The sequence below is a fragment of the Actinacidiphila acidipaludis genome (assembly GCF_019890725.1).
GTDB classification, from domain to species: Bacteria; Actinomycetota; Actinomycetes; order Streptomycetales; family Streptomycetaceae; genus Actinacidiphila; species Actinacidiphila acidipaludis.
In genome coordinates, this window is sequence record NZ_JAINZZ010000007.1 from 38,176 (window position 1) to 51,142 (window position 12,967).

Annotated in this window: 7 protein-coding genes and 1 tRNA gene; 7 read left to right on the plus strand and 1 reads right to left on the minus strand. The window is 73.9% G+C overall.

All coding sequences use genetic code 11. The features are described from left to right. Positions 1 to 50: 50 nt before the first annotated feature. Positions 51 to 1,298 carry a glycosyltransferase 87 family protein gene (locus K7862_RS08505; protein WP_308011904.1) on the minus strand — a complete coding sequence of 416 codons (1,248 nt, stop codon included), beginning with the start codon at positions 1,296 to 1,298 and terminating at the stop codon, positions 51 to 53. Positions 1,299 to 1,426: 128 nt separating this feature from the next. On the opposite strand from K7862_RS08505, the gene K7862_RS08510 reads away from it, so the two are divergent. The 7 genes from K7862_RS08510 (at position 1,427) to K7862_RS08540 (ending at position 12,928) form a co-directional block, all read left to right on the plus strand. Further along, positions 1,427 to 1,499: transfer RNA gene (locus K7862_RS08510), tRNA-Ala, on the plus strand. 490 nt (positions 1,500 to 1,989) lie between these two features. Continuing rightward, the gene (locus tag K7862_RS08515) at positions 1,990 to 3,930 is read left to right on the plus strand and encodes a S53 family peptidase (protein ID WP_222961832.1); all 1,941 of its coding nucleotides are present in this window, start codon (positions 1,990 to 1,992) and stop codon (positions 3,928 to 3,930) included. A 253-nt stretch (positions 3,931 to 4,183) separates the two neighbouring features. Further along, positions 4,184 to 7,066 (plus strand): leucine--tRNA ligase, encoded by a 2,883-nt coding sequence (leuS, locus tag K7862_RS08520; protein ID WP_222961833.1) that lies wholly within the window; start codon positions 4,184 to 4,186, stop codon positions 7,064 to 7,066. Between the two features lie 203 nt (positions 7,067 to 7,269). Beyond that, positions 7,270 to 7,866 carry a hypothetical protein gene (locus tag K7862_RS08525; protein ID WP_222961834.1) on the plus strand — a complete coding sequence of 199 codons (597 nt, stop codon included), beginning with the start codon at positions 7,270 to 7,272 and terminating at the stop codon, positions 7,864 to 7,866. Positions 7,867 to 8,147: 281 nt separating this feature from the next. Then, positions 8,148 to 8,993 carry a DegV family protein gene (locus tag K7862_RS08530; protein WP_222961835.1) on the plus strand — a complete coding sequence of 282 codons (846 nt, stop codon included), beginning with the start codon at positions 8,148 to 8,150 and terminating at the stop codon, positions 8,991 to 8,993. 183 nt (positions 8,994 to 9,176) lie between these two features. Continuing rightward, the gene (locus K7862_RS08535; RefSeq protein ID WP_262412855.1) at positions 9,177 to 10,052 is read left to right on the plus strand and encodes a ComEA family DNA-binding protein; all 876 of its coding nucleotides are present in this window, start codon (positions 9,177 to 9,179) and stop codon (positions 10,050 to 10,052) included. Positions 10,053 to 10,585: 533 nt separating this feature from the next. After that, positions 10,586 to 12,928, plus strand: coding sequence for a ComEC/Rec2 family competence protein (locus K7862_RS08540; protein WP_262412856.1), 2,343 nt, complete (start codon positions 10,586 to 10,588; stop codon positions 12,926 to 12,928). Positions 12,929 to 12,967: the final 39 nt, after the last annotated feature.

Below are 12,967 nucleotides of genomic sequence, written 5' to 3' on the forward strand. Positions count from 1 at the left end.
CCACCGTAACCCGGCCGCGGCTCCGCAACGCCGCCCGGATCATTGAGAGTTCATGAACTCCGCACCCGGCGGACCGGCCGGCCGCTGCCGCGGTCGTGTGCGGGGGTGCGCAGCGCGCGGGCGGCCACCACGCCCGTCAGCGCCAGGAAGGCCAGCCCGCCCAGCGGGTAGGCGGCCGCGACCAGCATCTCCCCGGCGTTCTCGTGCAGTTCCGGCCGGGTGGAGTCATGCGGGACGTACCAGACCACATAGCTGCAGAAGACCAGGACGGCCGCCAGCGCGGCGCACGCCCAGCGCCCGTCACGCCGGCGCAGCGTCTCGGAGACGAGCAGCACGATCATCGGCACCGCCCAGACCCAGTGGTGCGTCCAGGACACCGGGCTGATCAGCAGTGCCGTCACCCCGACGGCCACCGCCGCCCAGGCCGCCGAGAGCGGCAGCCGGTCCGCGGCGCGCGCCGCCGCCACGGCCACGGCCAGGCCGAGCACCCCGGCGGCCAGTGCGGCCAGCACCCAGGCCGGGCCGGGGGTGCCCGTGTGCTCCAGCCGCGCGACGACCCCGCGCACCGACTGGTTCGCCGCGTTCTCCGCGCGGCCCGGCCGGTCCGGGGTGAAGACCACCCGGGTCCAGAAGGCGCGGGAGTCGTGCGGCAGCGCGGCCACCCCGACCAGTACCGTCGCCACGAAGGTGGCCGCGGCCGTCAGGGCGCGCCGCAGGTACCGGGCGCGGTCGGTGGCGACCAGCACGGTCGCCAGGGCGAGGAAGACCACGAAGAGCGCCGGGGTCAGCTTGATCCCCGCGGCGATCCCGATGCCGACGCCCGCCCACCGGCTCTCCGCGCGGCGGGTCACGTCCCACAGCACCAGGACCGCGACCAGCAGGTTCACCTGTCCGTACCGCAGGGTCGCCCAGACCGGTTCGGACCACACGGCCAGGCCCGCGATCAGTATCACCGCGGGCACCCGGACCGGCCGGGCGACCAGTCGCAGCGACAGCGCCGCCAGCACGACCGTGAGCAGCAGATTGAGCGCGGTGACCGCCGTACGCATGGTGCCGACGGCCACCCACGTCAACGGGACGAAGAGCAGCCCGGCGAACGGCGGATAGGTCATCGGCAGCCGGGCGTCCCCGAACCGCATCGCGTACAGGTCGCCTCCCGTGCGCACGGTCCAGCCGGCCGCGCGGTAGACCATCACGTCGACCATCGACACGTGGACCGCCCGCTGTGCGACCCAGACGCCGGCGAAGGACACGGCGCACCCCAGTACGGCCCAGGCGGCCAGCCGCCGATCGCCCACGCGTGCGACTCCTCCCGACGCGGAACCCCGAGGTCGGAGCCCCTGGCACCCGGGAAATCGATTTGGCGGAGCAGGCCCGGGGCCGTGTAATGTATCCCGAGTCGCCGGGCCTTCCGCCCGGTACACGCGGGGCTATAGCTCAGTTGGTAGAGCGCTTGCATGGCATGCAAGAGGTCCGGGGTTCGAATCCCCGTAGCTCCACTCCCGACGGCCGCAGGGCCGTCCGTCCGCCAGGCGCCGCGCATCCCCGATGCGCGGCGCTTTCGCGTGCGGAGGTGCGGACCGGTGCAAGGTCCGGCCGTGATCACGCGTCGCCCACCACTGTCACTCCTGTGACGGGTGCGCTTCACACGCGTGGCCCGCGCCGCCACCCGCTCGCCGCGGCCGCCGGCACCCGCCCGGCGGAAAGCGCTGGTCCGGGCGACGGACCGTCATGGGCCGTTCGCGCGAAGGTGCTTGGGAGCCGGGCGCGGCCCCCTGTCCGGGGCGGTGGCCCGCTGCTAGCCTGCGGCCCGCTGTGCAACAGGATCTGACGGTTCCTTGACCTGCTCTTGGGGAAACCTTGTCCCTGGCATGAACGGATCAGCGAAAGAGTATCGCTCTGCGGTGCCGGCCGTACGCATAACGGCCATCGCTGCGACACATGAGCGACTCACCGCACCAAGCGACAACTCGCTTCTATGGGGGTTCCATGAGATTTGAGCGCAGAAGGACGCGCGCCGGACTGGCGGCCGCCGCGGCGCTGCCCCTGGTCGTCAGCGCACTCGCGCTCGGCGCCCAGTCCGCCACGGCCGACCAGCCCGGTGGACGGCAGCTTCTGAGCGGCACCAAGCCGGCCTGGGCGACCGCCCACGCCGACAAGGGCGCCACCGCGGACTCCAGCCGGCTGACCCTGCGGGTCTACCTGGCGGGCCGGGACGCGAAGGGCCTGGCCGCGTACGCGCAGGCCGTGTCCGACCCGAAGTCCTCGCTCTACGCGCACTACCTGACGGCCGGTCAGACCCAGGCCCGCTTCGGCGCCACCAAGGCGCAGATCGCGGCCGTCACCGCGTGGCTGAAGTCCTCCGGGCTCAAGGTCACCGCCAGCAACCAGCACTACGTCACCGTCACCGGTGATGTGGCCGCCGCCGAGAAGGCGTTCGGCACCCAGCTGCACAACTACACCAGCGACGGCAAGACCTACCACGCCCCGACGACGACGGCCTCCGCGCCGGCGTCGCTGAACGGCGCGGTGCTCACCGTCACCGGTCTGGACAACGCGCCGAAGAAGGCGACCCACGACGACACGCTGCCGCCCCCCGGAGCCGCGTTCGTCAACGCCGGCCCCTTCTCGTCGTACTACGGCTCGAACACCAACCGCAGCCTGCCGTCGGCGTTCGGCATCCAGGCGCCGTACGCGATCAAGGGCTACACCGGCGAGCAGCTGCGCGCCGCATACGGTGCGGGCAAGTACACCGGCAAGGGCGTGACGGTGGCCATCACCGACGCCTACGCCTCGCCGACCATCGCGGGCGACGCGGCCACCTACGCCGGCCGCAACGGCGACAAGAACTACAAGAAGGGCCAGCTCACCCAGGTCCTGCCCGGCGACTACAACTCCACCGAGGACTGCGACGCCTCCGGCTGGTACGGCGAGGAGACCCTCGACGTCGAGGCCGTGCACGCGGTCGCCCCGGACGCGAACATCGTGTACGTGGCCGGCGCCTCCTGCAACGACGACGACCTGCTCGACGCGCTCAACAAGGTCGTCGACCACCACCTCGCCGACATCGTCTCCAACTCGTGGGGCGACATCGAGGAGCACGAGACCCCGGACATCGCGGCCGCCTACGACCAGGTCTTCCTGAGCGGCGCCGTGCAGGGCATCGGCTTCTACTTCTCCTCCGGCGACAACGGCGACAACGTCGCCTCGTCCGGGAAGAAGCAGGTCGACACCCCCGGGAACTCGCCGTGGGCCACCTCCGTCGGCGGCACGTCGCTGGCGGTCGGCAAGCACGACAGCTACCAGTTCGAGACCGGCTGGGGCACCGAGAAGGGCGTGCTGTCCGCGGACGGCAAGTCCTGGAACACCCCGGCGTACACCTCGGGCGCGGGCGGCGGCACCAGCAGCCTGTACGGGCAGCCGTTCTACCAGCGCGGCGTCGTTCCCAACGCGCTCTCGCAGGCCAATGGCGGCAGCGCCAAGATGCGGGTCGAGCCGGACATCGCGGCCGTCGCCGACCCGAACACCGGCTTCCTGGTCGGCCAGACCCAGACGTTCCTCGACGGCTCGGTGAAGTACGGCGAGTACCGCATCGGCGGCACCTCGCTGGCCGCACCGGTCATCGCCGGCGTCCAGGCCCTGACCACCCAGGCCCGCCACGGGATCCCGATCGGCTTCGCGAACCCGCTGATCTACTCCCTGTACGGCACGTCCGCCTACCACGACGTGACCGACCACCCGTTCGGCCCGCAGACGCTGTCCGAGGTCCGGGTGGACTTCGCCAACGGTGAGAACGCCTCCGACGGCACGATCACCTCGCTGCGCGTGCTCGGCCGTGACGCGTCGCTGGCCGCCACCCGCGGCTACGACGACGTCACCGGCGTCGGCACGCCGACGAGCCACTACGTGGACGTCTTCGGCCGCCACTGACACGGCAGCCTGGGCACCCGAGTGACAACGGGGCCCGCACCGGGGGCAACCTCGGTGCGGGCCCCGCGCCCGCTGCGGTAACCTGAGGCCATGCGAGCTGTGAGCCTCCTGCTTAGCGAGCCGCGCTGACCACGAACCACGTCAGTGCGGCACCCCTCCTGCGTGAGGGGCTTTTTTGTTTCCGCCGCCGGCAGAGACGGGCAGCAGGCTCCACGGCCGCAGCCGTCAAGACTTCGATGGAGTACCGAGGACGATGAGCGACACCACCCCGGCCGCCGAGACGGCTGCGCCCCACCGCTACACGGCCGAGCTGGCCGCGGAGATCGAGGGCCGCTGGCAGGACTACTGGGAGGCCGACGGCACCTTCGCCGCGCCCAACCCCAGCGGTGACCTGGACAGCGACCCCGAGCTGGTGGCCCGTCCCAAGAAGTACATCATGGACATGTTCCCGTACCCCTCGGGCGCGGGACTGCACGTCGGCCACCCGCTGGGCTACATCGCCACCGACGTCTTCGCCCGCCACCAGCGGATGACCGGCCACAACGTGCTGCACACCCTGGGCTTCGACGCCTTCGGCCTGCCCGCCGAGCAGTACGCGGTGCAGACCGGCACCCACCCGCGGGTGTCCACCGAGGCCAACATCGTCACCATGCAGCGGCAGCTGCGCCGCCTGGGCCTGGGCCACGACCGCCGCCGCTCCTTCGCCACCATCGACCCCGCCTACTACCGCTGGACGCAGTGGATCTTCCTGCAGATCTACAACTCCTGGTACGACGAGGAGGCCGGCCGCGCCCGGCCCATCGCCGAGCTGGAGGCGGCGTTCGCCGACGGCAGCCGCCGCACCCCCGACGGCCGCCCCTGGGACGCGCTGACCGGCCCCGAGCGGGCCGAGGTGCTGGGCGGGTACCGCCTGGCCTACTCCGCGGAGTCCCCGGTCAATTGGTGCCCCGGCCTGGGCACCGTGCTGGCGAACGAGGAGGTCACCGCCGAGGGCCGCTCCGAACGCGGCAACTACCCGGTCTTCAAGACCAGCCTGCGGCAGTGGATGATGCGCATCACCGCCTACGCCGACCGGCTGCTGGACGACCTGGACCTGCTGGACTGGCCCGAGGCGATCAAGCTGCAGCAGCGCAACTGGATCGGCCGCAGCGAGGGCGCCCGCGTCGACTTCCCCGTGCACGAGGCGTCCGGCAGCCACGCCGAGCACGCCGTCACCATCTTCACCACGCGTCAGGACACCCTGTTCGGCGCCACCTACATGGTCCTGGCGCCCGAGCACGAGCTGGTCGAGTCGATCGTCCCGGACGCCTGGCCGGAGGGCACCCACGAGGTGTGGACCGGCGGCCACGCCACGCCCACCGAGGCCGTCGCCGCCTACCGCAAGCAGGCCGCGTCGAAGTCCGACGTCGAGCGGCAGGCCGAGGCCAAGGACAAGACCGGTGTCTTCACCGGCGCCTTCGCCGTCAACCCGGTCAGCGGCGACCCCGTCCCGGTCTTCATCGCCGACTACGTGCTGATGGGCTACGGCACCGGCGCCATCATGGCCGTGCCCGCCCACGACTCCCGCGACTTCGCCTTCGCCCGCGCCTTCGAGCTGCCGATGCGCTGCGTCGTCGAGCCCACCGACGGCCGCGGCACCGACCCGGCCGAGTGGGACGACGCGTTCGCCTCCTACGACGCGCGGATCATCAACTCCAGCGGCGCGGGCATCTCGCTGGACGGCATGAGCGTGACCGAGGCCAAGGCCGCGATCACCACCTGGCTGTCCGAGCGCGGCATCGGCGAGGGCACCGTCAACTACCGTCTGCGGGACTGGCTGTTCAGCCGCCAGCGGTACTGGGGCGAGCCGTTCCCGATCGTCTACGACGAGGAGGGCACCGCCCACGCGCTGCCCGCCTCGATGCTGCCGGTCGAACTGCCCGAGGTCGACGACTACAGCCCGCGCACCTTCGACCCCGACGACGCGGACACCTCCCCGGAGACCCCGCTGTCGCGCAACGAGGACTGGGTCACCGTCGAGCTGGACCTGGGCGACGGCGTCCGCACCTACCGGCGCGAGACCAACACCATGCCCAACTGGGCCGGCTCCTGCTGGTACGAGCTGCGCTACCTGGACCCGCACAACGCCGAGCGCCTGGTCGCCCCGGACGCCGAGGCGTACTGGATGGGCCCGCGCGAGGGCGAGCCGGCCGGCGGCGTCGACCTGTACGTGGGCGGCGCCGAGCACGCGGTGCTGCACCTGCTGTACGCCCGCTTCTGGCACAAGGTGCTGTTCGACCTGGGCCACATCTCGTCCTTCGAGCCGTTCCACAAGCTGTTCAACCAGGGCATGATCCAGGCGTTCGTCTACCGCGACGCGCGCGGCATCGCCGTGCCCGCCGCCGAGGTCGAGGAGCGCGACGGCCGGTTCTACCACCAGGGCGAGCAGGTCTCGCGGCTGCTGGGCAAGATGGGCAAGTCGCTGAAGAACGCGGTCACGCCTGACGAGATCTGCGCCGAGTACGGCGCCGACACCCTGCGCCTGTACGAGATGGCGATGGGCCCGCTGGACGTCTCCCGGCCGTGGGACACCCGCGCGGTCGTCGGCCAGTACCGGCTGTTGCAGCGGCTGTGGCGCAACGTCGTCGACGAGACGACCGGCGAGGTCACGGTGGCCGACACCGAGCCCGACGAGGAGACCCTGCGCGCGCTGCACAAGGCGATCGACGGGGTCACCGGCGACATGGCGGGCCTGCGGTTCAACACCGCCATCGCCAAGATCACCGAGCTGAACAACCACCTGACCAAGACCGGCCGCCCGGTCCCGCGCACGGTGGCCGAGTCGCTGGTGCTGATGATCGCGCCGCTGGCGCCGCACGTCGCCGAGGAACTGTGGTCCCGTCTGGGCCACACCTCCTCGCTGGCCCACGCGCCCTTCCCGGTCGCCGACCCGGCGCTGGTCCAGGACGAGGCCGTGGTGTGCGTCGTCCAGATCAAGGGCAAGGTCAAGGCCCGGCTGGAAGTGCCGCCCACCATCTCCGAGACCGAGCTGGAGGCCGCCGCGCTGGCCGACCCGGCGGTGGTCGCGGCCCTGGGCGGCGCGCAGGTCCGCAAGGTCATCGTGCGGGCGCCGAAGCTGGTCAACATCGTCGTCTGAGCGGGTCGGGCAACCGGCCCGGGGGACTTTCGCGGGTCGGGCGACCGGCCCGGGACGTTCGCGGGCGGGTCCCCTAAGGGGCGCGCGGGGCAGGTTCGGGGATCCACCGGATCCCGGGACCTGCCCTTTCCCGTTACGGTGGAGACGGGCCGGTACCAGGCCCCCGCGGCCATGCCGCGGCACCAGGCCGGGAGGAGTGACCGGTGGAGACCGCAGGCATCATCGCCCTCCTGTTCTTCCTGATCTTCGCGACCCTCGCGACCGTGGCGACGGTCCGCACCGTCCGCGCGGTCAAACGCCAGGTCGCCAGGAGCACCACGCAGGCCCGGCGGGTCGTCGAGGACAGCCGTATCCGGGCCCGCCGCTACACCATGACCGGCACCGCCGGCGAGCTGGCCAAGCTGCGCCTGCAACTGCGCACCTCCCTCGACAGCACGACCCGCGCCCTGGAGGAGGGCCGGGCGAGCGACGCGTCGCTGTCGGAGGCCGCGGCCCTGCTCAAGCGCCTGGACGAGCACGCCCGCATCCTCGACGGCGAACTGCGGATGCTGGAACGCGAACCCGACCGCGACCGGGTGGCCGCGCGCCTCCCCGACCTCGCCGAGCGCACCCACCGCGTCGCGCACTCCGCGGACACCCTGCGCTGGGCGGCCCAGGACCGCGCCCGCCACTTCGCCGACGACGAGCTCGCCGCGCTCGGCCGTGACATCGCCCTGGAAGCCGGGGCCCTGCGCCACTGGGAGGAGCCCGAGAGCAAGCCCGGGTGGGGACGCGCCCGGCTGGGCACGACCGGGGAGTGAGCGGGACGGGGGCGGGTGACGGGCTGTGCGGGGGAGGGGCCGCGATGCGTGGTGGCCGCGGGTTGTGCAGCGGAGTGCCCGCGGTGGGCGGCGGTCACGGGGCGTGCGGCGGAGTGCCGGTGATGCGTGGTGGCCGCGGGTCGTGCTGCGGAGTGCCCGCGGTGGGCGGCGGTCACGGGGCGTGCGGCGGAGTGCCCGCGACAGGCGGTGGCCGGGGCCCGGCGGCGCCCGGTGGCGGAGCCAAACTGTCCTCCTGTGCGGCACCCCGGTAATCTCCGCACATGCCCCCGCACGTCGCCATCGTCACGGACTCCACCGCCTACCTGGGCCAGGAGGCGCTGACGCGGCACGGCATCTCGGTGGTCCCGCTCACGGTGGTGATCGGCGACGAGGCCTTCGAGGAGGGCACCGAGATCTCCGCCCCGGCCGTCGCCCGGGCCCTGCAGCGGCGCCACCCCGTCACCACTTCGCGGCCCTCGCCCGCCGAGTTCGCCACGACCTACGAGGCCGTGGCCGCCACGGGCGCCGACGCCATCGTCTCGCTGCACCTGTCCGCCGACGTCTCGGGGACCTACGACGCGGCGCGGGTCGCCGCGAAGGACGCGCCGGTGCCGGTGCGGGTGGTCGACACCGGCATGGTCGCGATGGCGCTGGGCTTCACGGTGCTGGCCGCGGCCGAGGCGGCCGAGGCCGGTGCGACGCCGGACGAAGTGGTGGCCGCGGCTGAGAAGCGGGCCGCCGACACCTCCGCCTACTTCTACGTCGACACCCTCGACTATCTGCGGCGCGGCGGCCGGATCGGTGCGGCACAGGCGCTGCTGGGTTCCGCGCTCGCCGTCAAACCCCTGCTGCGGCTGGCGGACGGCCGGATCGAGCTGCTGGAGAAGGTGCGGACGGCCTCCAAGGCGATCAGCCGGCTGGAGGAGATCGTCGTCGAGCGGGCCGGCAGCCGTCGGGTGGCGCTGGCCGTCCACCACCTCGCGGCGGGGGACCGGGCCGCGACGCTCGCGGACCGGCTGCGCGAGCGGGTGCCGGGCCTGGATGACCTGGTGGTCAGCGAGGTGGGCGCGGTGATCGGCGCGCACGCGGGGCCGGGGTTGCTGGGGGTTGTGGTCTCGCCGCGGTGACGGGGGGCCCGTGCGGGCGGCTGAGTGGGGGCCGGGCGGGCGGCGGGCGGGTCGCGATGAGGAGCGGGCCGGCCTGCGCGTGGGTCGCCCACACGAGTGGCGGAGTTTTCCACAAGTGGGGGTTCGTCCACAGAAAACGAGCAAGATCATCTTTGGGTGGCGGTTCGGTTCAGCATCAGGTGCATGAACCGACAGAACGTCATCGACGCCCGTGACAAGACGATTTCAGGGCCGCCGGTACCTGATCCCGCCACGATGACGCGGGAGCGGGCGGCGGCGATGTTCGCCCGGCCGGGCGGGCGCAAGCCCGACCCGGTCGGCAGCTCCGGGGCTGCCCAACTTCGTCCGGATGGGCAGGACTTCGGGCTCGGCGGGCACGAGCCGCGGCTGGCCGAGCCGCTGCCGGGTGTGCCGGTCTTCGGGGAAGGGCCGGTCGGCCGGCTGCGTGCGTGGCTCTTCGTGCGGTGCGGGCTGGAGTTCAGAACGGTGCTGGCTCTGGCGGTGGTGCTGCTGGTGGCCCTCGGGCTGGCCGTCCAGCACTACTGGGCCGGGCGCCCGCATGCCGTGGGGGTCCCGCCTCCGGCCGCGGCGGCGGCCGCCCTTCCGCGGGTGCAGAGCGTCCGCCCGGCCGCCGCGCCGCCGAAGCTAACGGTCGATGTCGCCGGGAAGGTCGCCCGGCCGGGACTGCGGCAACTGCCCAAGGGGGCACGCGTGGCTGACGCGCTGGCCGCCGCGGGCGGCCCGCTGCCCGGTGCCGACACCACCGCTCTCAACCTGGCCCGGCCCCTGAGCGACGGCGAACAGATCCTGGTCGGGCTCCCCGCGCCACCCGCCGCGGCCTCCTCTCCGGGCGACGCGACCGCGACCGCCCCCCTCAGCCTCAACTCCGCCACCCCCGCGCAGCTCGACGCACTCCCGGGCGTGGGCCCGGTCCTCGCCCAGCACATCATCGACTTCCGCACCCAGCACGGCGGCTTCACCTCCCTCCAGCAGCTCCGCCAGATCCCCGGCATCGGCCCCCGCAAATTCACCACCCTCCAGCCCCTGGTCCACCCATGAACCGCCCCAAGCCAGCCCGGGTGCGCGATGAGACGGCTGCGGGCGCGGGGACTGGCGCAGGCGGCCGTGGTGGCGGGTCGGTTCGTCCCCGGGCGGGAGAGCGCGGCCACGCGGTGGCAGCCAAGTCAGCCCGGGTGTTCGGGCAGGGCGCGGGCTATGCAGGGGCCGGGCCCGTCGGGGGCGCGGGGAACGGCGCGAGAGGCCACGGTGGCGGGTCGGTTCGTCCCCGGGTGGAAGGGGCAGGCGGGGGCGGGCGCGGCCACGCGGAGGCGGCCAAGTCAGCCCCGGTGTTCGGGCAGGGCGCGGGCCACGCGGTGGAGGTCGAGGCCATTGAAGGCGGGGGGCACGGCAACGACGGCGGGGCAGCCCGTCACCGGGCGGAAGGGGCACCAGGGGACGGCGACGGGCATGGGGGCGGCGGTCACGGTGCGGGCCAGGGCGCCTCGCGGGGAGAGCGAGCGGCGGTTCACGCCGCGGCGGCTTCACCGTTGGGTGCGGCGGAGCCGCGGCAGGAAGGGCCGCCGGACCTGCGGATGGTGGGGCCGGCACTCGCGGCCTGGGGCGCCGCCGCCCTCGCCCCGGCGGCCGGCGTGGGGTGGACCCTGGCCGCCGTCATCGCCGCGCCGGCCGCCTGCGTGGGCCTCGGCCTGGCCCTCCGCGCACGCCACCGCAGGGCCCCCCTGGCGATGGCCGCCCTCGCCTGCGCCCTCTGCGCCACCGCCGCGATCGTCACCTCCGCCCTGTCCGCGGCCGACCGCCACCGCGGCCCGATCCCCGCCCTGGCCAAGGCCCGGGCCACCGCCGAGGTGACCGTGCGGGTGACGGGTGACCCCTTCGTGCCCAAGGCCGCCCTGGCGACCTCGGCCCGCGGCGCCCCGCCCTTCGTGGTCGTCCCGGCGGTCGCCGAGGAGGTCGCCGGCACCCGGATCCGCACACCGGTCGTGGTGATGGCCGGCGGCTCGGCCGGACCCTGGCTGCGGCTGATCCCGTCCACCCGGATCACCGTGACGGCTCGGCTCGCCCCGCCGGACGTGCTCCGCGCGCACGGGCCGCCGCGCATCGTCAGCGGGCCCAGCACGCCGCAGCGCGTCGCCGCCTCGCTGCGCGCCGGGCTGCGCGAGGCCGCCGCGCCGCTGCCCGGGGACGTCCGGGCCCTGCTGCCCGGGCTGGTGGTGGGGGACACCTCGGGGATCTCGCCGGAGCTGGCCGAGGCGTTCAAGGCCACGGACCTCGCGCATCTCACCGCCGTCTCGGGCGCCAACCTGACCATCGTGCTGTGCCTGCTGATCGGCCCGCCGGGTGTCGCGATCCGGGCCGAACGGCGTGGCGCGGCGGCCAGACTCGGGCTTCCGCTGCGCTGGACGGCCGGGGTGGGTGCCGCCCTCACGCTGGCCTTCGTGCTGGTGTGCCGGCCGAGCCCGAGCGTGCTGCGCGCGGCGGTCTGCGGGCTGATCACGTTGCTCGCCATCGGCACCGGCCGCCGCCGTTCCCTGCTGCCCGCGCTGGCCACCGCGGTTCTGCTGCTCGTGCTCTACGACCCGGACCTCGCCCGGTCCTACGGCTTCGTCCTGTCCGTGCTGGCGACCGGTTCGCTGCTGACGCTGGCGCCGCGGTGGACGTCGGCACTGCGGACCCACGGAGTGCCGCCGCGTCCGGCCGCGGCCCTCGGCGCGGCCGGTGCCGCCCAGGCGGTGTGCGGGCCGGTACTGGTACTGCTCACCAGTCATGTGAGCCTGGTGGCCGTCCCCTGCAACCTGCTCGCCGAGCCGGCGGTGGGCGCCGCGACCGTCCTCGGGTTCGCCGCGCTCGCCATCCATCCGCTCGCGCCGTCCGCGGCCGTGGCGGTGGCCTGGCTCGCGGGGTGGCCGACCCGCTGGATCGTCGCGGTCGCCCGGTACGCCGCGGCGCTTCCGGGCGCGGAGATCGCCTGGCCCGAGGGGATGACGGGAGCGGCGCTGCTCGCGGTGGTCACGGTCGCCGCCGTCTACTGCGGCCGCCCGCTGCTGCGGCGCCCCTGGCTGTGCGCGGCGGGCGCACTCCTGCTGCTGGGTGCCCTGCTGCGCCCGGTTCCGCTGCCCGGGCAGGTCGCCGCGTGGCCGCCGGCCGACTGGCGGTTCGCGATGTGCGACGTGGGACAGGGCGACGCGCTGGCGCTGGCCGCGGGCCCGGGCAGCGCGGTCGTCGTCGACACCGGCCCCGACCCGGCACTGGCCGACCGGTGCCTGCGCGCGCTGCGGGTCACCACGATCCCGCTGCTGATCCTCACGCACTTCCACGCCGACCACGTCGACGGCCTGCCCGGGGTGCTGCGCGGGCGGCGGGTCGGCGCGATCGAGACGAGCATGCTGGACGCCCCCGCCGGGCAGGCCGCCCGGGTGCGCCGGGAGGCGGCCGCCGCGCATGTGCGGGAGGTCCGGGCGGAGGCGGGGGAGGAGCAGCGCCTCGGTCCGCTGGAGTGGCGGGTGCTGTGGCCGCCGCCCGTGGCCGCGGACCTGCCGGACGACAACCCGAACGACGCCAGCGTGGCCCTGCTGGTGCGCACCGCCGGACTGACGCTGCTGCTCATGGGCGACCTGGAGCCGTCCGCGCAGGAGGAGCTGCTGACGGAGACGCCGGACCTGCCGCGGGTCGACGTGCTGAAGGTCGCGCACCACGGGTCGGCGTACCAGGATCCGGCGCTGTTCACCCGGGTGCGGCCGCGGCTGGCGCTGATCTCGGTCGGCGCGGGCAATCCCTACGGCCATCCGAGCGTCCGCACGGTCACCGTGCTGCGGGCCCTCGGCGCGGTGGTGCTGCGCACGGACACCGACGGGCCGGTGGCGGTGAGCGGTGACGGCCCGGCGGACCTGCGAGTCGTCACGGGAAGGGGTAGCTGACAGCCTGAAGATCAAGGCTTCTTTCTAAAGAAATGCTTG

Excerpts from the sequence above, each read along its gene's own strand:
- leuS (WP_222961833.1), top strand. The coding sequence starts at position 4,184 with ATGAGCGACACCACCCCGGCCGCCGAGACGGCTGCGCCCCACCGCTAC.
- K7862_RS08530 (WP_222961835.1), top strand. The coding sequence starts at position 8,148 with ATGCCCCCGCACGTCGCCATCGTCACGGACTCCACCGCCTACCTGGGC.
- K7862_RS08515 (WP_222961832.1), top strand. The coding sequence starts at position 1,990 with ATGAGATTTGAGCGCAGAAGGACGCGCGCCGGACTGGCGGCCGCCGCG.
- K7862_RS08535 (WP_262412855.1), top strand. The coding sequence starts at position 9,177 with ATGAACCGACAGAACGTCATCGACGCCCGTGACAAGACGATTTCAGGG.
- K7862_RS08540 (WP_262412856.1), top strand. The coding sequence starts at position 10,586 with ATGGTGGGGCCGGCACTCGCGGCCTGGGGCGCCGCCGCCCTCGCCCCG.